The organism is Burkholderia sp. SIMBA_062, assembly GCF_046534765.1.
Lineage (GTDB): Bacteria > Pseudomonadota > Gammaproteobacteria > Burkholderiales > Burkholderiaceae > Burkholderia > Burkholderia ambifaria.
On record NZ_JAWRYD010000003.1, the window covers coordinates 42,699 to 62,389 of the forward strand.

The 19,691-nt window shown below is 66.6% G+C and carries 14 protein-coding genes and 2 pseudogenes; 3 read left to right on the forward strand and 13 right to left on the reverse strand.

Annotated features, from left to right (window positions below):
• The first annotated feature begins 1 nt into the window (after window position 1).
• Entirely contained in the window at window positions 2-1,453 is a 1,452-nt protein-coding gene (locus SB786_RS03545) for an efflux transporter outer membrane subunit (RefSeq protein ID WP_410726221.1), read from the forward strand.
• 66 nt (window positions 1,454-1,519) lie between these two features.
• Here SB786_RS03545 and SB786_RS03550 read toward each other — a convergent pair whose 3' ends face one another.
• Window positions 1,520-1,930 (reverse strand): TIGR02594 family protein, encoded by a 411-nt coding sequence (locus tag SB786_RS03550; RefSeq protein ID WP_410726452.1) that lies wholly within the window; start codon window positions 1,928-1,930, stop codon window positions 1,520-1,522.
• A gap of 318 nt (window positions 1,931-2,248) precedes the next feature.
• On the opposite strand from SB786_RS03550, the gene SB786_RS03555 reads away from it, so the two are divergent.
• Window positions 2,249-3,226, forward strand: a complete 978-nt coding sequence (locus SB786_RS03555; protein WP_410726222.1) for a hypothetical protein — start codon at window positions 2,249-2,251, stop codon at window positions 3,224-3,226.
• Between the two features lie 102 nt (window positions 3,227-3,328).
• Here SB786_RS03555 and glmS read toward each other — a convergent pair whose 3' ends face one another.
• From glmS to SB786_RS03590, 7 genes are all read right to left on the reverse strand, one after another.
• Window positions 3,329-5,146 (reverse strand): glutamine--fructose-6-phosphate transaminase (isomerizing), encoded by a 1,818-nt coding sequence (gene glmS, locus SB786_RS03560; RefSeq protein WP_410726223.1) that lies wholly within the window; start codon window positions 5,144-5,146, stop codon window positions 3,329-3,331.
• 59 nt (window positions 5,147-5,205) lie between these two features.
• Window positions 5,206-6,294, reverse strand: a complete 1,089-nt coding sequence (locus SB786_RS03565) for a hypothetical protein (protein ID WP_410726224.1) — start codon at window positions 6,292-6,294, stop codon at window positions 5,206-5,208.
• Window positions 6,295-6,387: 93 nt separating this feature from the next.
• Window positions 6,388-8,550, reverse strand: a complete 2,163-nt coding sequence (locus tag SB786_RS03570; protein ID WP_410726225.1) for a polysaccharide deacetylase family protein — start codon at window positions 8,548-8,550, stop codon at window positions 6,388-6,390.
• Between the two features lie 308 nt (window positions 8,551-8,858).
• Window positions 8,859-9,659, reverse strand: a complete 801-nt coding sequence (locus SB786_RS03575; protein WP_410726226.1) for a hypothetical protein — start codon at window positions 9,657-9,659, stop codon at window positions 8,859-8,861.
• A gap of 14 nt (window positions 9,660-9,673) precedes the next feature.
• The gene (locus SB786_RS03580) at window positions 9,674-10,690 is read right to left on the reverse strand and encodes a YaiO family outer membrane beta-barrel protein (RefSeq protein ID WP_410726227.1); all 1,017 of its coding nucleotides are present in this window, start codon (window positions 10,688-10,690) and stop codon (window positions 9,674-9,676) included.
• Window positions 10,691-10,701: 11 nt separating this feature from the next.
• Window positions 10,702-11,697 carry an N-acetylglucosamine-1-phosphate uridyltransferase gene (locus SB786_RS03585; protein WP_410726228.1) on the reverse strand — a complete coding sequence of 332 codons (996 nt, stop codon included), beginning with the start codon at window positions 11,695-11,697 and terminating at the stop codon, window positions 10,702-10,704.
• 3 nt (window positions 11,698-11,700) lie between these two features.
• Window positions 11,701-13,230, reverse strand: a complete 1,530-nt coding sequence (locus tag SB786_RS03590; RefSeq protein WP_410726229.1) for a glycosyltransferase family 2 protein — start codon at window positions 13,228-13,230, stop codon at window positions 11,701-11,703.
• A 1,240-nt stretch (window positions 13,231-14,470) separates the two neighbouring features.
• On the opposite strand from SB786_RS03590, the gene wecB reads away from it, so the two are divergent.
• Complete coding sequence (gene wecB, locus SB786_RS03595; protein ID WP_410726230.1) at window positions 14,471-15,688, forward strand: non-hydrolyzing UDP-N-acetylglucosamine 2-epimerase; 1,218 nt, start codon at window positions 14,471-14,473, stop codon at window positions 15,686-15,688.
• A 125-nt stretch (window positions 15,689-15,813) separates the two neighbouring features.
• Here the strand turns inward: wecB and SB786_RS03600 are convergent.
• The 5 genes and pseudogenes from SB786_RS03600 to SB786_RS03620 all read right to left on the reverse strand — a co-directional run.
• Window positions 15,814-16,353, reverse strand: a pseudogene (locus tag SB786_RS03600) (methyl-accepting chemotaxis protein); the annotation flags it as partial.
• Window positions 16,349-16,648 (reverse strand): annotated as a pseudogene (locus SB786_RS03605) (methyl-accepting chemotaxis protein); the annotation flags it as partial. The pseudogenes SB786_RS03600 and SB786_RS03605, both read right to left, overlap by 5 nt.
• Window positions 16,649-16,797: 149 nt before the next feature.
• Window positions 16,798-17,478 (reverse strand): flagellar motor protein MotB, encoded by a 681-nt coding sequence (locus tag SB786_RS03610; protein WP_410726231.1) that lies wholly within the window; start codon window positions 17,476-17,478, stop codon window positions 16,798-16,800.
• A gap of 18 nt (window positions 17,479-17,496) precedes the next feature.
• A complete protein-coding gene (locus tag SB786_RS03615; RefSeq protein WP_410726232.1) occupies window positions 17,497-18,261 on the reverse strand; it encodes a flagellar motor protein in 765 nt (254 codons plus the stop codon).
• Window positions 18,262-18,284: 23 nt separating this feature from the next.
• Entirely contained in the window at window positions 18,285-19,520 is a 1,236-nt protein-coding gene (locus SB786_RS03620) for a cyclic nucleotide-binding domain-containing protein (protein ID WP_410726233.1), read from the reverse strand.
• Between the last annotated feature and the right edge of the window lie 171 nt (window positions 19,521-19,691).

The window sequence follows — 19,691 nt, forward strand, 5'->3', positions numbered from 1 at the left end:
CTTGAAAAAACTACTCGTCGCGCTGGCCGTCAGCGCGTTCGCCGCCGGCTGCGCGGTGCAGCCCGCGCAGCATCCCGCGCTGCACGATTCCGTTCAATCGCTCGCGCCCGTCGCGTGGGACACCGACGTGCCGCGCGCGGACATCGACGCCGCCGCGTGGTGGGCGCGGTTCCACGATCCCGTGCTCGACCGGCTGATCGCGACCGTACTCGACGGCAACCTCGATCTGCAGGCCGCCACCGAGCGCGTGAAGCAGGCGCAGGCGCTGACCGTGCAGAAGCGCGCGGCGCTGCTGCCCGAACTCGACGCGACAGCGCGTGCGTCCGACGCGCGCCAGAACACGCCGCCGCCGCTCGGCTACGTGCGGCAGGCCGGCATCGGGCTCGCGCTGAGCTGGTCGCCGGACGTGTTCGGCGGCGAACGGCTCGACCTGCTCGCCGCGCAAGCCGAGTTGGTCGGACAACAGCATGCGGAAGATGCGATGCGGCTCGCGCTCGCGGCCGATGCGGCGTCCGCGTACGTCGACCTGCGCTGGGCGCAGCAGGAACTGAAGCTCCTGCAGGACAACGCGGCGATCCGTCGGCATGCGCTCGAGCTCACGCGCAAGCGCCAGGCGTTCGGGTTGTCGACCGAACTCGACGTCACGCGCGCGCAGAACCAGCTCGATGCGCTCGAAGCGCGAATTCCGCCGACGCACGCGCAGATCGCGCATCAGCTCAACCTGATCGCCGTGTACTCGGGCCGCACGCCCGAGTCGGTCGACCGGCTCGTGCTCGCGCAGGCCGGCGCGATTCCCGCGCCGCCGGCCGGCTCGCCCAGCACGCTGCCTTCGCAGGCGCTGCTGCGAAGGCCCGACGTGCTCACCGCTTACGCGCAGGTCGAACGGCGCGCGGCGCAGGTCGGTGTCGCGAAGGCCGAGCGGTATCCGAAGTTCTCGCTGAACCTGGCGGACGGGATTCTTGCCGCGTCGTATCTCGGCTTGCCGACGCTGACCGACAACCTGTTCAGCGCTGCGCTGAGCGCGACCAGCCCGATCTTCAACGCGGGGCGGATCACGGCCGACATCACGCAGAGCGAAAGCCGGATGCGCGAGTCGGAACTCGGTTTGCGGCAGACGATGCTGCAGGCGCTGCGGGAAGTCGAGGATGCGCGCGCGAACCTCGTCAGCAGCGATGAAGCGGCACGGCGGCTCGACAGTGCGCTCGCGGCGTCGGGCAAGGCGCTCGGGCTGGCGAATCAGCTCTACAAGGGCGGCGCGACGGATTTTCTGGATGTGCTGTCCGCGCAGGAGGTCTATCTGCGGGACTCGGATGCGCTCAATCAGGTGAGGCGCGAGCATGCGCTGGCCGCGGTCGCGTTGTATCGGTCGCTTGGCGGCGGGTGGAGCAGGAACGATGCGGCGGGCGGGACGGACACGCAAGCCGTGGCCGCCGTCGCCGCCGCGAAGGACTGACCGCTGCCGCCCCGCGCCCCCGGCCCGTGGCCCGTGGATGTACGGGGTGCAGGGCCGGCGGCGCGATCAGCCGGCGTCGGGCCACCGGTATCCGATCACCTCGCTCAGCGGATACGCGAGTTCGCGCACCTCGTCCAGCTGATTGCCGCCGAACAGATGCACGTGCTCGTCGTCATGACGCAGATAGAACCCGACGTGACCCTTCCAGCTCGCGGGATCGTCGCGCGTCAGGATCGCGATGCAGCCGTACACCGGGCGCGCCAGCGGCCGACCCCACTCGAGCCACGAGCGCGCGAGCGCCGAGCCCGTGCCACGGATGCCGGCGTGCGTCATACACCAGTTGACGAACGACGAGCACCACGAAATCTTGTCGTCGTAGCCGACGAGATTCGTGTGGTTGTTGTATTCGACGATGCGCGGATTGATGCTGCCGGGCGGGAAACGGCGGATGCCCAGCTCGGCCAGCGCGACGGACATCCACGGCGGATGACCGGATTGCGGATTGCCTTCGGGATTCGATCGGATCACGACGGTCTCGGGTTTGGTGGTCGGATAGAGGGTTAATGTTCGCACGAATGGCGGCGTTGTGAGTGCACCGCTTCGTGAGCAGCCGGCGATATCCGACCACCATCGTCTACTCGATTTCCGACACAGACGCGAACAATGGGCCGGATTTTTTCGCCTTTCGCATTCGTGCGAATCCGGATCCGGGACGCGAGCCATTCCGCGATATCGACTACCATCTGATCAATCGTCGATCTCCAGAACACCTCCTCCGGAAAAGGGCCACGCGCCATGACTACCCGCTCAGACGGCACCTTGTCGTCCGGCATCGCCGACACGTCGAACCCATCAAGACAGAACACCGGCGCAAACCCGCGCGTCATTACGCTCCCGGCGCATCTTCGGCAGATTCCGTCGTGCGAAGGGATTCCGGACCTGTTCAATACCTATCTGGTCAATATCGGCTTCCTGCTGTTTTTCGGCACGATGTTCGTCGGGCTGCTCACCGCGCCATTCGGCGATGCGTCTTTCGCGCGAGGCGGCTTCATCGGATTCGTTTTGTGGCTCGGCATATTGGGCTGCCTCGCGTGGGCGGTGGTCGTCGTCGTTCGGGCCATGCGGAATACTGGCGGCTGGTTTCATGTCGATGCAACCGGCTTCCGATATGGGATAGGCAAACGCTCGAATGCGGCAGCCCTGCAGCAGGAACGTCACATCGAATGGCATGAAGTCGTACCCAGCCAGGACCTGCGCTGCGATGTCGAATACAACACGGCATCCCGAGTGGCCATGCGCCCCGCGAGTTTCCAGTTCTGGCGACGCGGTGCCAAGCGCGAACCGGCGACGCGATTCACGCTGCGCACGAGTCTCGTGGATTACGATGCCGACAGTGCCATCCGCTGCGTTCGCTTCAAGAATCATCACGAATTGATTGTCGCGCTGCTGTGCGGCCTCGCGCATCAGGGGTTGCGTTTCAATCCGAGGACGTTCATCGCCGCGGGGATTCACCCTGAAACCTGGCAGCCGCTCGCAACAGCGCGACGCCCAGCGATGATCGCTTTTTCGATCATCGGCGCGCTCGGGCTTCTCGCTTTTTGGGCATGGGGGCGCATGTCGCTGCCCGTTTCGCTGGCGATCCTGATCGTTTCCTTCGCGTATTACTGGGCCGAGGGCAGGTACGCTTTATCGCCGGATATCAAGCACTATCCGCGCGATCCGATCGTGTTCCGCATCGACGACGACGCTCCAGCCGCCGACGCGAAATCGTAACGGACCGGGCGGCCGTGCACGATTCGCGTCGGCTTGCCCGCCGCCGCCATTCCGAGGCCGCTCCGCATCTCACCGAAGCAGTCTCGTCGAGCCCCCTTCCCGTCACTCCACCGTCACCGATTTCGCGAGATTCCTCGGCTTGTCGATATCCGCACCGCGCAGGCACGCCGCGTGATAGGCGAGCAGCTGCAGCGGTACGACGTGCAGGATCGGCGACAGCAGCCCGTAGTAATCCGGCATCCTCAGCACCGACACGCCTTCGCCGTTGTCGATCCGCGTATCGGCATCGGCGAATACGTAAAGCTGCCCGCCACGCGCCCGCACCTCCTGCATGTTCGACTTGAGCTTCTCGAGCAGCGCATCGTTCGGCGCGATCGTCGCGACCGGCATCGCGTGCGTGACGAGCGCGAGCGGCCCGTGCTTCAGCTCGCCGGCCGGATACGCTTCCGCGTGAATATACGAAATCTCCTTGAGCTTCAGCGCCCCTTCGAGCGCGATCGGGTAATGCAGCCCGCGCCCCAGAAACAGCGCATTCTCGTGCCGCGAGAACTCCACCGCCCAGCGCTCGAGCTGCGGCTCCAGCGCGAGCACGCCCTCGAGCGCGTCCGGCAGCCGTCGCAGTTGCGTCGCATAGCGGGCGAGCTGCGCATCATCGACATAGCCGCGCAGCCGGCCAAGCGTCACCGCGAGTATGAACAGCGCGACGAGCTGCGTCGTGAACGCCTTGGTCGACGCGACACCGATTTCCGGGCCGGCGCGCGTCAGGAACCGCAGGCTGGTCTGACGCACCATCGCGCTGGTCGGCACGTTGCAGATCGCGAGCGTGTCGACATGACCGAGCGCCTGCGCGTACTTGAGCGCGGCGAGCGTGTCGGCGGTCTCGCCGGATTGCGACACGCTGATCACCAGCGTATTCGGCAGCGCGAGCGCGTCGCTGTAACGGTATTCGCTCGCGATCTCGACCTGCGCGGGCAGGCGCGCGATCGTCTCGAGCCAGCGGCGCGCAGTCAGGCCGGAATAGTGACTCGTGCCGCACGCGAGGATCAGCACGTTGTCGATCTGCTCGAACGCCCGCGCGGCATCCGGGCCGAATGCCGCCGGATCGAACAGCCCCGCATCGGGAATGGTCGCGGCCACGGCCTGCGGTTGCTCGAAGATTTCCTTCTGCATGAAATGCCGGTACGGCCCGAGCTCGACCACGCCCTGCGTCGACGAGACGGTCTGGATCGGGCGATCGACCGGCGTGCCGCCGCGCTCGAGAATGCGCACGCCGCCCGGTGTCAGCTCGACGATGTCGCCTTCCTCGAGAAAGATGAAGCGATCGGTGATGCCGGCGAGCGCGAGCGCGTCGGACGCGAGAAAACATTCGTCGTCGTTCAGGCCGACGACGAGCGGCGACCCGACACGCGCGCCGATCAGCCGCTGCGGCTCGTGCTTGCTGAACACCGCGATCGCATATGCGCCGTGCAGCTGCGACGTCGCATCGCGCACGGCGGCGAGCAGGTCGCCGCGATACTTGCTGTGGATCAGGTGGGCGACGACCTCGGTGTCGGTCTGGCCGTCGAATTCGTAGTGCTCGTCCGACAGTTGCCTGCGCAACGTTTCGTGATTCTCGATGATGCCGTTGTGCACGAGTGCGATTTCGTCGCGCGAGAAGATCGGATGCGCGTTGCAGGTGGCGGGCGCGCCATGCGTCGCCCAGCGGGTGTGCGCGATGCCGGTGGTGCCGCACAGCCCGGCGCTGCGCACGTGCGCGTCGAGATCCGCGACGCGCGACACGCTGCGTTCGCGGCGCGCGTGGCCATCAATGACGGTCGCCACGCCGCATGAATCGTAGCCTCGATATTCGAGGCGGCGCAAACCTTCGATCAGAATCGGAACGACGTTCCGTTGCGCGACCGCGCCGACGATGCCACACATGACACGTCTCCTTCCCTTTGTCCGTTCATGAACGGCGGGCCGAACCGTGCGCCGTTGTATCAGCGCGATCCGGTCACCGTGACCTCCGCCGTCGTGAAGCCGCACTTGGCGGGCGTGAGCGGGTCGGTCATCCTGTTTTCGAATGCCAGGTACAGTGCCTCCTCCAGTACATTCCAGTGCGCGCCGTGACGGTACGGGCCCGAGCGCGCATACCAGCAGGCGACGGTGTTCCAGTCGTTCATCTTGTATGCGACCAGCGCGATCAGCCCCCACGGAAAATCGGAGCCGGCGAGTTGCATCCAGGTCTTGCCGTACTTCTGCATCCACTGCGCATAGATCCTGTCGTTCGACTGGTCCGGCACCTGGATGCCCGACAGGATCGGGAAAATCTGCGCGACTTTCGCCGGATAGAAGCTCGCGTCGCTGATCTTCTGCGTGCTCGCGCGAAAGCCGGACTGCGTGCCGCGCCAGAACACCTTCACGATCGCCGACGACAGCCGGTCGGCGCGCTGGCTCCACGGCGCCGCATGCACGGCGTCGCCGCGGCGCACGTAATACGCGGCGAGCGCCTGGAACGCGCTGTGCACCTCGACGTTGTCCATCAGCAGTGCGACATGCAGCGACGACGAGATCTGATAGACGCCGCTCGTCTTGTCGAGCAGCGCATCCAGGTGCGCGCCCGCGCGGTTCAGGCTGAGCTCCCACGCGGCCGGCATTCCGTCGGGCGGGGCGAAGCGTGCGAGCAGCTCGATCCAGGTCGCCATCATCGCGTCGTCCGCGTCGGCTTCCGCGCACCGGTTCGTCAGGCCGTCCTTCACGCAATAGCGATCGAAGCCGCCATCCGGACGCTGCCGCGGCAACAGCCATGCGATCCATGCAAGTGCCGACTGACGGGCGTCCATCCGGGTATCGGCCGCGGCAAGCAGGGCCTTCGCCGCAAAATATGGATCGATGCCGGCCCCGTTCAGGCGCACGGTGATCGCGCCGTCGGGGCGTTGATACAACCCGTTGAGCTGGAGTTCGGCGGCGCCCGCGTGCAGCACGGAGCAGCACACGGCGACGCAGCAGGCAACGCGCCACGCATGGCACCGCCTGACGGTGGCCGCCACGCACGCGCGTGCGGCCGGGAAAAGCGCGGGCCAGTTCATGATGTGGGGCTCCTGCGCGGGATTGTCCTGCGCAATCGTCGCCGAACGCGGCGTTGGCCGCGTCGCGTCCGGCGAACGGGTCGACGGTGTGGCTCAGTGCATCTTGATGCTGCTGAACTTGAGGCTGGTACCGCTGTTCGCGGTCACGAGCCAGTACGTCGAGTCGGTGATGCCGATGGTGCCGCTGCCTTGCGTGATGACCGGCGTCCCGAAGCTGGCTTTCGGCAGCAGCCACGTCATGTTCGCGAGGCTCGTCGGGTGGCTGGCCGAGAACGCCCAGCCGCTGCCGGTGTCGGTGGCCGACCACGTGACGTTCAGGCGTGCGCGGTCGAACACCGTGATGTCGCTCATCGTGTACCACCTGAACTGCCCCGTCAGCTTCAGCGTGTTGGCCTGCGAGAAGATCGCGGACAGCGTCGACGTGTAGGACGACGCGCCTACCGGGTGCGCGTAGATCAGCCGGCTCGTGCGGTTCGCGACGACGAAGTTCATCAGCGATGCATACCAGTTGTTCACGTCGGTCGTCGGCACCGCATACTGCTGGAACTCCTCGAACGTCGCGTACTTGCCGAACGGCATCACCGGGTAAGCCCACAGGCCCGGGTTCAGCATCGCGCCGTTGCGATATGCGCGGGTCGGCGCCGAGCCGGTGTGGCCGGTGAAGTAGTACCCGTTGAAACCGTTGCTTTCAAGCCAGTTCACCGACCAGGTCGGCGTGTTGCCTTCCGGCGCCGCGTATTCGACATCCGGCAAGGCGGTCACGGCCTGGACGGCCTGGTGGTTCATCACCAGGTACTGCGTGAACGTGCTCGCGTTCGTTTCGCTCGCATTCGCACCCCAGTAGTCGTGGATCCAGCCGCCGTGGCTGCCGACGCGATGCCCCTTGGTCAGGAAGTACCTAAGGAGACTCTGCGCGGTCGGATTGTTGGCGAGATTGACGCCGTTTCCGTCGCCGAAGGCCGCCTCGTCGGGGCCGGCCGTCACCACGAGCGAGAACGGCCCGTTGTTCCAGACGCCCAGGCTCTTCAGGTAAAGCGCCGGCTGGATCTGGTCGCCTGCGCAGAAGTGCCAGTTGAACACGAGCCCGGCCTGCGCGTTCGGCAGCGGCGACAGCGAAGGCAGGTTCAGCAGCTTCGTGCCGAAATAATGCAGGTAGCCGTGGATCAGCATCCCGTCGGTCTGGCCGTCGAGGTAGGCCAGCGGCAGGTTGACGAACAGCACGCCGCCGTTGCCGTACGTGTTGTAGCCCGATACCAGCCCGAACGTCGGCGAGGTCAGGATCGTGGTGCCGGTGTACGTGCCCTGCGTGACGAAGCTCGGATAGGTCAGGAAGCCGTATACGTAGCCGGAGATCCCTTCGAGCGTATCGGTGGGGGTCGCCAGCATGGATGCCAGTGTGTTGGCCGTCGTGCCCGTCGCGGTGCTCAGGAGCGAGCCGGCGCTATACGAGGTGGTCGTCTTCAGCTTGCCGGTCACGATGCCCGTCAGCTTCGGGAGGCTCTGGCTCAGCAGGCCGCTGCCCGTGGGCGGCGTCGAGTACTGGAACCACGCGCCGTGGTTGTAATTCGCGAGGCCGCCCGGGTTCGACGGGCTCGCGGGCAGGAACAGCGCGTTGCCGGACGTGGACCCCGACGTCGATGCCGAAGTCGTCGACGTGCCGGAGCTGCTCGTCGACGCGAACGACGTCGTGGGACTCGCGGTCGTGCTCGACGAAGTCGTCGTCCATGCCATCGACTTGCCCGGAGGCACCTGCAGCGTGCGCAGCCAGCTGCTCATGCCGGTCACGTTGCCGAGGCCGATCATGTTGCCGCCGTATTGGTCATACAGCACGTAATTGACACCGGCCATGCTGCTGAAGCGCGATTTCGGGCTCACGTAGAAGCCCGCCGAGTTCAGCACGCCGAAATCGTAGACGAGCATTACCTTGCCGCCATTCAGCGCGTAGTTCTGGATTGCCGTCACGAGCGTGTCGGCGGCCGTCGTATGAATCTGATCCGGCAGGATCAGGCCCGGATACTGCGACAGCGTCGAGCCGGCGGCCATGAACTGGCTGTCGGTCATCACCTTGATCTGCAACCCTTCTTCCTGCGCGGTATCGAGCCACGCGGAGACGCGTGGATCCGGCAGTGTCAGCGTGTCGGGCACCAACAGCAGCAGCTGGTTGGTGGCCGCCCGAACGCCGCCCGGACTGAATGCGATCGCGAGCGCGAACAACGCGAACAGAATCCGCAAGAACTTGCCTGACTTTGCCAACATGGTGTGCTCCTCGCTTCAGGAATGGGTGGTGCGCGGCGGCAGCGCTGCCCGTGCCGTCAGGTCAACCAACCTTGCCCGGTGGATGTATGGGGCTGCCCGGTTCGTCGAGCATCGAACGGCACCTGCCATCGGCAGCCGGACCAGCGAATCCGGCCCGGCGTGCCGCGCCGTTTTCTCCGTGGAAAACGAATCGATGCGACGAAGCAGAAGAAGCGAACAACGTGCCATTGGCGCCGGAGCCCCGGTCGTGCTCGCTTCGTGCGCCGGGCTCCCGGCAGGCCGGCCGCAAACGCGGCCGAATCGTTTCATCACTGATACGGCGGCGTTTGCGCGCGATCTCGGCGCGAACCATCGGACGGATTCGTCAGCGAGCCAGGCCAGCTCGCGCAGTAGGTGTAGAGCGTGACCAGCAGGCCGATCAGCAGCGGGCCGCCGAGCAGGAAATAGCAGAACGGCAGGAACAGCAGCGAGCCGTGATGGATGATGACCGCATGCAGCAGCATCACGAACGGCAGCGCGAACACGAAATAGCCGACCACGAGCACCGATGCGACGATCTTTTGCAGCAGCGTGAAATCGAGCGGGTAGTAAAGCGCCGCCATCACCAGCGGAATCACCGCGATCGCCGCGCCGTGCAGCACGAACATGTCGCGCAGATGCAGCATCGGCACGTACGGGAACGCGCCCGGCGCCAGCCAGAAATACGCGCAAATCAGCAACTGCGTGAAGCTCGCGATCCGTAACAGATATGCAACGGGCAACCAGTTCGCACGCCGGAAAAACGACGCGCAGAAGCCGATCGCGCAAATCGCGGCGGTCACGGCAAGCTGCGTCGCGCTCGGCATCCGCGCGGCGAGATCGATCGACAGCAGCGATACGCGCGGCGCGTCGGGCGGGTAGCCGATCGCGATCACGTGCAGCGCCGGATCGATCTCGTGCGCGCCCCACGCGAGGACCCCGCGCCAGTAGCGCCACGCCAGCGGCAAGCCGAGCCACAGCAACGCATAGAGCGTCGGTGTCAGCAGCACGATCGACGTCAGCCAGCGCTGCGGATGCGGGTGGATCCGCAGCGACCGGTCGACAGGAGGACGGACGGGATGCGTCTGCATGGCGCCCGCCCCCGCTACCAGCGATAGAACACGCTCAGCTCGCCGCCGACCCGTGAATAGTAGGGGTTATGGTAGTAGTCGAATTCGAGCTGCGTACCCCACTTGCGCGTGAACCAGTAGCGCCACTTCGCGGACAGCTCGTGACTGCGGAAATCCGCGATCTGCGAGCCGGAGCCGGTGATTTGATACGCCTCGCGGCCGAACCCGCCGCGCAGCACGATCACGCTCTTGCCGACTTCGCCGTAGGTGACGGCGCCGTAGTACTGGGGCGCCTTCACCGACCCCGGCGAATCGACCGTATAGTTCGCGCCCGCCTCGAAGATCCACTTCGGCAGCGCGTACCAGATCAAGCCGGCGTGATACAGCTGATCCTTGTGGCCGCTGCGGTTGCGTGCGTAGCCGGCGCCCAGCGACACGATCAGCGAACGGTCCGGCAGCAGCTTGCGATTGATCGACAGGTCGACGCGCGCGCTCGGCAGGATCGTGCCGGACGTGGTGCCGGCAAAACCGATGCCGCCGAACCAGTTCGGCCCCATGTCCTGCACGTACGTCAGCGAGCCGAGCTGCGTGTTCTCGCCGAAACGGTGCAGTTGCGCCAGCTCGCCGAGTATCGTGCGGCCACCGTCCTGATAGATGCCGCGCACATGCACGCCGTACCAGTCGCCATACCCGTGCGTCAGATGCGCGCTGGACACGCCGAGCGACATCTCGGCATGCGATTCGCTCGGCGCCTGCACGTGCGCGATCACGGCGTCGGGCAACGGCGGCCGATTCGTATCCTCAGGCGTGAATTCGGCGAGCGACATGCCATCCTGCAAGCCGTCGGGGGTCACGCGCACGAACACGGGAGCGTCGAGCGTGCGCGGCACGATGACGGGCACGGCAACGTCGGGCGCCTGCGCGGGTGCCGACGCGCCGGCATCATCCGGCTGCGCCGCGAGCGCCGGGAGCGGGCCGACGGCGACGCCGTACAGCACCGCCAGGGCGGCGACCGGCGCGCGCGCGCCGCGACGACGGGAACGATCGGACATGAAGGCGCTCCTTAACGGGATGCGTGGAACCAGCCGCTGCGGCAGGCGACGAGGTCGCCGTGCACGCAGGCATGACCGATGACCGAGACGTCGCGTGCGCATGCGCTGACAGGATGGCCGGCGGCGCCGATGCGCCCGCCGGTCAGGCGCAGCAGGCCGCCGGCGGACACGACGCCGTCGATGCAGCTGCCGCTCGCGAGCAGCACGTCGTCCCGCGCGAACACGGCGCCGTGCAGGAACGCGTGGCGTTCGAGCTCGACGCGATGCGCCTTGACGCTGCCGCGCAGCACGCAGCCGTCGCCGAGCACCAGCGTGCCGTCCACCACGAGGTTGCCCTGCACGACCGTGTGCGCGGGCAGACGCACGTCGCAGGGCAGCAGGTAGCGGCCGTGCACATAGCGATAAGGGAGCTTCGCGAAGTGGCGCGTCAGCGAGACCGCGCGGCGCGGCGCGCCGGCCGTATCGTCGGACGGCAGTTCCGGGGCCTTGCCGAACACGATCGGCTCGCCGTACAGGCACACGAAGCCGCCCGCGCCGTGCAGGTACATCGTCCCGCCGACCACGACGCCGCGCAGCACCGCGCTTTCGACGTCGATGTGCGATGCGTGCGCGAGCATGCCGATCGTCGCGCCCGCGCGAATGTCGATGCGCTGCTCGGCGAACGCATACGCGGCCCGCGCGCCGCCGTCGAGCGTGATCGCGCGATCCGCGTACAGCACGTCGTCGCAATGCTCGTCGCGCAACACGCGGATCTCTTCGTCATGCCGCACCAGCAGCCCAAGCGCGTGCCACGGCGGCTCGGCGGACGGATCGGCCGGCTGCGCACCGTCGGCGTGCATGCGCAGCGCCTCGTGCCAGCGCGCGGCGAGCAGCGCCTGGTCGACGAACGGTCCGTCGCCGATCGGCAGCGCCGCCACGTCGCTGCGCCGGATCAGTTCATGCAGCAATGGCAGGAACGGCAGGCTGAGCACCCCGGCCACCGGCACCATCACATTGAAGGTCGTCATCGTTCATCGCCCCGGTTTCAGTTGCCGGCGAAAGCGCTCGGTCTTGTCCCATTTCAGTTCGCGGCGCAAGGCGGCGTCGAGCACGAGCCCCCACAGCGCGGAGACCACCGCCGCGATCGTCACGCAAAAGCCGACCACGTTGACCGGCACGAGCCGCAGGCGTGTGGCGCGACCGTCGAGCCGGGCGGCGACGACGATCTCGAAGAACACGCCGAAATTGCCGAAGGTGCTGAACCCGAACAGCGCGAACAGCGACACGAGCAGACCGAGCGTCGTCGAGTTGACACCGTTGAGCAGATAGAGCGTGATCGCGGTCGCCCATGCGATCGCGAGCAGCGCGGGCATCAGGAACACGCCGAGCAGCAGCGCGCCGTCGAGACGGCAGCGCCGCGAGATCAGCGGATTGCGCAACACCGGGACCAAATAGCGCAGGAGCGTCTGGTTATGGCCCTTCGCCCAGCGCGTCAGTTGCCGCGCGCGCACCGACCAGCGCTCGGGCACTTCCTCATAGCATTCGGCGTGATTCAGGTAGACCGTGCGCCAATCGCTCAACAGCAGGCGATAGGTCATGTCGGTATCCTCGGCGAGCGTGTCGTCGCACCAGCCGCCGACCGCGTCGAGCGCGCTCTTGCGGATCCCGCCGACGGTGCCGCCGTATTGCGGCACCAGGTTCAGGTTGTTGCGGGCTTGCTGGTTGACCTGGTAGCCGCCCGCGCGCTCCAGATCGAGCAGCCGCGCGAGCAGGTTGCTGTCGGCGTTCTGCGGCACGACGCGGCCCATCACCGCGCCGACTTCCGGATCGAAGAACGGTGCGACGAGTTCCTTCAGCAGCCCGGGGCGCGGCAGGTAGTCGGCGTCGAACACCACCATGATGTCGCCGCGAATGAAACGCAGGGCGTCCTTCAGCGCGGCGGCCTTGCCCGGCTTGCCGCTCTCGCGGTGAAACGGCTTGACGAGATCGGGCGCCAGCGCCCGCACCTCGTCGATCAGCGCACGCGTGTTGTCGGTCGAACGGTCGTTGACCGGAATGATCGTCAGCCGGTCGCGCGGATAGGTCGTCGCGAGCAACGCCATCAGACAATCGACGACGACGGCCTCCTCGTTGTGCGCGGCGACGAACACGGTAAGCAGCGGCCATTCGCCGTGGGTAATCGTCTGATAAGGCGCGTGCTGCGGCTTGAACAGCCGGTCGAGACTGAATACGTAATGCCGCGCGGCGTAGACGCAGGTCAGCAGCGTGAACAGCCACAGGTACACGACGCACGGCATCAGCAGCGTGTAGGGATCGAACGTGATTTGCGCGTCGTCGGCCCGCACCGCTTGAAGCGGCGCGTTCGCATCGGCCGACTCGCGCGCCGCGAGCGGCGCGGCATCACGCACGCTGCGCTCGGCCGCGTCGGCGGCCGACATGCCGATGCGCCCCGCTTCGGCCGCCGGCCGCGTGGCGGTGTCGCGCACGGCCAGCGAGCAGGCCAGCACGATCAACAGCAGCATGCCTTCGATGCAGAGTGACACCGACCGACGGTTCTTCATGTCCTTCCCCCGTGCCGGCGACGGCGGCCGCCGAGCGGTTGAGCCGGGGCCGTGGATCGCGCGGATGTCAATGGGAAGCGGCTGCATGTTCGTCGCGCATGCGCGGCCTTCTTCCGCGCAGGAGGAGCGTGGCGTGCCGCTTTCCGGATTCGTTGCCGTGGCGCCCCATCCGTCCGCTGTCGTTGGAACACGTCGGAACGCGCCTGTCCGGCTAGAACAAGCAAGCGGCGAGCCATCGGCCGCCGTGCCGCGTGGGGCAAGGGCCGTCCAGCACACGGCGCGCGTGGCCGGGGTCGCGGCCGGGCGTTTTTGATTCATCGGCGAATCAGCTTCGCCGCGATACGCGCGGCCCGGACTCGCGACGCGTCCCCATCCGGCGGCGAATCGTCTGCTCATCGCGCGCGTGGCGCCTTGCGCGATGCGGCTCAGGAACGCAACCGATCGCGAATCGCCGCTGCATGGACTGTGGCCGGCGAGCGTGCGCGGCGCGCGTCGCCGCGCCTGGGATGGCCGCGACGCGGATGCGGCCGCCGCATTCCGGCCGCGCGTTACAGATACGCAACATTTCGAACCTGTCAGCGCGGACGATGCCGGCGATGCACCACGGCGGCGAAATCATTCGTGCGCGACCGGCATCGGACGCGCGATGACGCTGCGTTCATTGCCCAGACAAAATTCGCATATCGAAGCGATTCAATGCGCTTCGAAAGGCGCATGACGTTCGATCGCCCACCAATGCATGACACCCATCGCTGCTTGCCGAGTGACGCGAGCGGACCAATCGCGCGCACGGCCGCCCGTTTATCTGCATCGCGGCCGCCCGCCGACGGGGCGTCCGTAGCAGTTGTGAAACGTTCCGTAACGAACCGCGCGGGCCCCGCGATCCGGACCAGTCCGCAGGGCGGCTGGTTTGAATATTGCTGTATCGAACGCAGGGACACCCGTCGGGTGCGGCGCCGCGTGGCAATGCGAAAGGTGTGACGGAAAGACGTGGCGATCGATGCAGCGAGGAACGCTCATGACGTGATTGACGAGGTCCAAGGTAACGACCGTAGCCCGACGATTGCGCGGCGCAGACCGCGCGGACAGAAGCGGCGCGCTCGCCCCGCAACACCGCTGCGTGTCGCGCGGCCGGCGCCGGTCGGCGCGGCCGCGTGCGGGCACGGGACGGTTCGCCTGCAACCATGCTTGGCGCCAGGTGCCGGGTCGTACGGTGCGAAGAAGCTCAACGAGGATAACGATGAAAAAGATCTTGCTTGTGTTCGGGACTCGGCCGGAAGCCATCAAGATGGCGCCGCTCGTCCGCGCGCTGAAGGCGCGCAGGGATGTCGACGCCAGGGTATGCGTCACTGCCCAGCACCGGGAAATGCTGGATCAGGTCCTCAAGTTATTCGGCATCAAGCCCGACTACGATCTCAACCTGATGCGTCAGAGCCAGACGCTGACCGACGTGACGACCGGCATTCTTCAGGCGATCGGGGTCGTTTTCGAGGACTTTCATCCGGACGTCGTCCTGGTGCACGGCGATACGACGACGACACTGGCCGTGAGTCTCGCCGCGTTCTACCGTTATCTGCCGGTGGGACACGTGGAAGCGGGTTTGCGCAGCGGCGACATCTGGTCGCCGTGGCCCGAGGAACTGAATCGCCGTGTGACCGACGCGGTGTCGTCGTGGCATTTCGCGCCGACCGGCCAGGCTCGCGACAACCTGTTCAGCGAAGGCATACCGGTGGGTGCGGTCGTGATGACCGGCAACACCGTGATCGATGCGCTGCACGACGTCAAACGGATGCTCGATCACAATGCCGAACTCAACGACACGGTCGCCGCGCACTTTCCGTTTCTCGATCCGTCGCGTCGCGTCGTGCTGATCACCGGCCATCGCCGCGAGAGCTTCGGCGAGCCGTTCCGGCATTTCTGCCAGGCGCTGTGCGCGCTCGCGAACCGCTATCGCGATGCGCAGTTCGTCTATCCGCTGCACCTGAATCCGAACGTGCGCGAGCCGGCGCGTGCGCTGCTCGGCGACGTGCCGAACATTTACTTGATCGATCCGCAGGAATATCTTTCATTCGTATTCCTGATGTCACGCGCGCATTTCATCATCACCGACTCGGGCGGCATCCAGGAGGAAGGGCCGGCGCTCGGCAAGCCGGTGCTCGTCACGCGCGAGACGACCGAGCGCCCGGAAGCGATCCAGGCCGGCACCGCGCGGCTCGTCGGCACGGATCAGGAACGAATCATTTGGGAGGCGTCGCGGCTGTTCGACAGCGAGAGCGCGTATGAGGAAATGTCGCGCGCGAGCAATCCGTATGGCGACGGCCATGCGAGCGAGCGGATCGTTCACGCGCTGCTGCATATGCCGGGGGCCACCACGAACGCGACGAGCTTTTCGATGGGCGCCGCGGAGATGCCGTTCAACGCGCTCACGCTGGGATTGCAGGCGTTGCGCTCGTCTTGAAGGCCATCGTCTGACCGCATCCCGACGGGCGGCGACGACGCGTGCGTGTCGTTGCACGCTGCGCGCTGCCGTCATTCCGCGGCAGCCGTCCCTCAGAAACGCGTCATTCCAACGTCGCGCGGGCTTCATTCATCGACCTTGAACGCCGATACCAGTCGCGTCAGTTCCGCCGCCTGTTGCTTGAGGCTCTCGGCGGCCGCCGCGCTTTCCTCGACCAGCGCCGCATTCTGCTGGGTCATCTGATCGAGCGACTGCACCGCGTCGCCGATCTGGTCGATGCCCGCGCTCTGCTCCAGGCTCGCCTCGGCGATCTCGCTCATCATCGCGCTGACGCCCTGCACCTGCGACACGACATCGCGCATCACCTTGCCGGCCTCGCTGACGAGCCGCGAGCCGGTGTTCACCGTGCCCGCGCTGTGCTCGATCAGCGCCTTGATCTCCTTCGCCGCCTGCGCGCTGCGCTGCGCGAGGTTGCGCACTTCCGCAGCGACGACCGCGAACCCGCGCCCCTGCTCGCCGGCCCGGGCCGCCTCGACCGCGGCATTCAGCGCGAGGATGTTCGTCTGGAACGAGATGCTGTCGATCATCACGATGATCTCGGAGATCCGTTGCGACGCATCGCTGATCTGCTCCATCGTGGACACGACTTCACCGACGACCTGCCCGCTGGATCCAGTTGCGCGTGCCGGTATCGGGCTCGCCATCGGCTTCCCATTGCAGCAGGAACGCATCGCGCGCGAGCAGGCGCGACGCGGCGATCGGTCCAGCCATCTGCCGCTGCACGTCGGCGCGGATGCCGCTGACGGCCGTCGGCAGCTCTTCGCGGACGAGGCGATCGCGCACCGCGTGACCGATCAGGCGGACGCTCAACCCGCTCGAGATCGCGACGAACACGAGCAGGCAACTCGTCATGCTGAGAATCAGCTTGTTCTGAATGGACAGCTTGCGCCAGAAATGCATGGGGAACCCTCGATAACCGCTCGGTCTGAGCCAGCTTGGGTTATCGGCAGGCACGCGCGAAATCGCATCGCCGATTTCACATGTCCGTCATGCGGGATCCGATATGTCGTCGACGGGCGGGCGTGGCGTGGCCGCCGAGCGTCGTGCGATCAATATGCGACGAAGATCGTCACCCGGCGGTTGCGCGCCCGCGCGGGCGCATCGTCGCCGGCGACGAGCGGCTGCGTGTCGGCTCGCCCGATCGCCGCGAGCCGGTGGGGCGCGACGCCGCGATCGGCCAGATAGCGCACGACGCTGCCCGCCCGCGCGGATGACAGCTCCCAGTTCGATTCGTATTTCGCGTTCGCGATCGGCGCACTGTCGGTATGCCCCTCGACGAGTATGTCGCCGGTCGCATGCTCGCTCAACGCCCGCGCGATCTGGCTCAGCACCGGCGTCGCGTCGGGCAGCAGGCGCGCATCGCCGACGTTGAACAGGATCTTCGCATCGATGCCGATCTCGATGCCGTGCGGCGCCCGCACGAGCGAGATGCGACCGTTCGTCTTCAGCGCATCGAGCGAGGCCAGCCACGCCGGCGCGCGCTCGGGCATCGCGGAACCGGTGGCGGCCGCCGCACCGCCGTCGTGCCGCGCGAGGGTCTGATATCGCGCATCGAGTGCGTTGTATTTCGCGAGCTGCAGCACGTACAGCGCGAGAAACAGCACCATCAGCGTCGTGATGAGGTCCGCGTAGGAAATCAGCCAGCGTCCGGACTGCGCGCCTTCCGCTTCATCGTCGTCGCGGTCGCTGGCGGCCGAAGCCGCGCGCGCGCCGTCAGTTCGCGCCGTCATGTCGAAGCTCCCGGTGCGTCATGCGAGCGATTCCGCCGCGCGGCCGCGCACGTCGCCGGTCAGCCGCGTTTCGATCGTATGCGGCGACTCCTTGCGCGAGATCGCGAGCAAGCCGTCGAGATACAGCTTGCGAAAACGCAGCTCGCTGTCGATCTGCGCGCGCAGCTTGCCGTAAAGCGGCAGGAACACGAGGTTCGCGAACGCGAGGCCGTAGAGCGTCGCGATGAACGCGACCGCGATGCCCGGCCCGAGCTGCGCCGGTTCGAGAATGTGGCTCGTCACCTGGACCAGCCCGAGCACCGAGCCGAGAATGCCGAACGTCGGCGCATAGCCGCCGGCCTGCTGCCACACGCGCGCGGCCGCGAGCCGGCTGCGCTCGTAGGCGTCGAGCTCGCGGTGCAGCGCGTCCTCGAGCACGGCGGTCGACACGCCGTTCGCGAGCAGTTCCAGCCCGCGCCGCGCGAACGGATGAATGCCGCTCACGTCCATCGATTCGAACGCGAGCAAGCCATCGAGCTTCGCGCGATCGCCCCACTCCAGCAGGTCGGTCAGGTGCTTGCGATCGACTTCCTGCGCGCGCACGAACGCGAGGCGCAACTGCTTCACCGCATCGAAGAAGCGCGCCCACGTGTTCTGGATCATCACCGCGCCGAGCGTGCCGCCGAGCACGATGACGAGCGCTTCGAACTGGAACAGCATCGAGAAGTGGCCGCCTTCCAGCGCGAAGCCCAATACGATGGCCGCGCCGCCGAGTACCACGCCGGCCAGGGTCAACAGGTCCATATGCGTCTCCGTCGAGTCATGTATTACGCGTCGGATGAAGCCAAGGGCGCGGCCGGCGCCGGCGCCTTGGCGACACGCACGGCATCGAGCACGCGCTGCTCGATTTCCTCGATCTCGATCGGATCGAGCTTGAGCTCGCGACGCATCACCCACGACACTTCGTTGCGCCGCGCCTCCGTCATCACGGAGAACAGCTTGTCGGCCACCGCGCGATCATCGAGGCTCGCGATCAGCTTCGCGAGATCGTACGTGTCGAATGCGCTGATCACGTCGAACAGCGTGCGCTGATCGATCCACACGATGTCCTCGAGCGCGTGCACGTCGCCGCCGGCGCGCGGGCTGCGGCGCGAGAAATACGCAACGCCTTTCTGCTCGACGTAGCCGAGTACCTTCGACTTGCGGAACGCGAACACCTCGTCGGCGATTTCGCCGTGCGACAGCTTGTTGAGCAACAGCTTCCGGTCGACGCCGATCAGCGCCTCCAGATCGGCCAGCTCGATCAGCTCCAGCTCGCTGTTGATCGACAGGTCGAGATCGTGATCGGCGACCTGCTGCGCGCGATCGATCACGCGCGCTGCATCGAACGTGACGACCTGGCGCGCATCCGACGAACCCGCGTAATCGGCCGCGCCGGCATGGTCGGCGTGCGCGGCTTCGATCGTGACGAGATTGAGCTTCTCCATGCGGTGCAGCATCGCGAGCACGTGCGGGCGCGAATGGCCGGCGATCGCGCGACAGCGGCGGATCACGTCCGCGAGCGGCACCGACGTTTCCGCCGCATGCGCCTGCATCGGCCGGCGCGACCACGCGTCGTCCGTTGCGCGCGTGTCGGCGCCTGCCATCAGCGACAGCACATGCGCATACGACAGCACGCCCGGCATGAAGTCGGCGTGCGTATAGGTCGCGAGCTGGTCGTCCTTGCGCTTCACGCGCCGGATCATCGTGCGCACGACATGACGAAGCAGCGCGGATACGTGCTCGATCTCTTCGTCGAGCACCGCGGCCGGCACGACCGTGAGCTGACAGAACGACAGCGCCTTCGCGGTATGCGCGCGAGGCTCGGCCGCGAGCAGCGCCGATTCGCCGAAGAACTCGCCGCGCCCGAGCGTCGCGACGACGACGCGCTTGTCTTCGCAGCGTGTCGACAATTCGACCTTGCCTTCGGCGATCAGAAAGATGACGGGCTCGCCGGCGAAGCCCTCCGAGTAGATGATCTCGCCGGGCGCGGCCGTGCGCGTCCATGATTGCTGACGGTTCAAGTCGATTCCCCTGCTGCGCTGGTTATTGCGGACTGCACGTCGCATGTCTCATGCATGCCATCGACAGTCATCCCCGTGCCCGTTTAACGTCATCGGCGCGCGCATCCTTTAGCGAATTCGTACTCGTTTTCGCGGAAAATCAAGGTGAAACGTTTGCGGATCGGCGCGCGC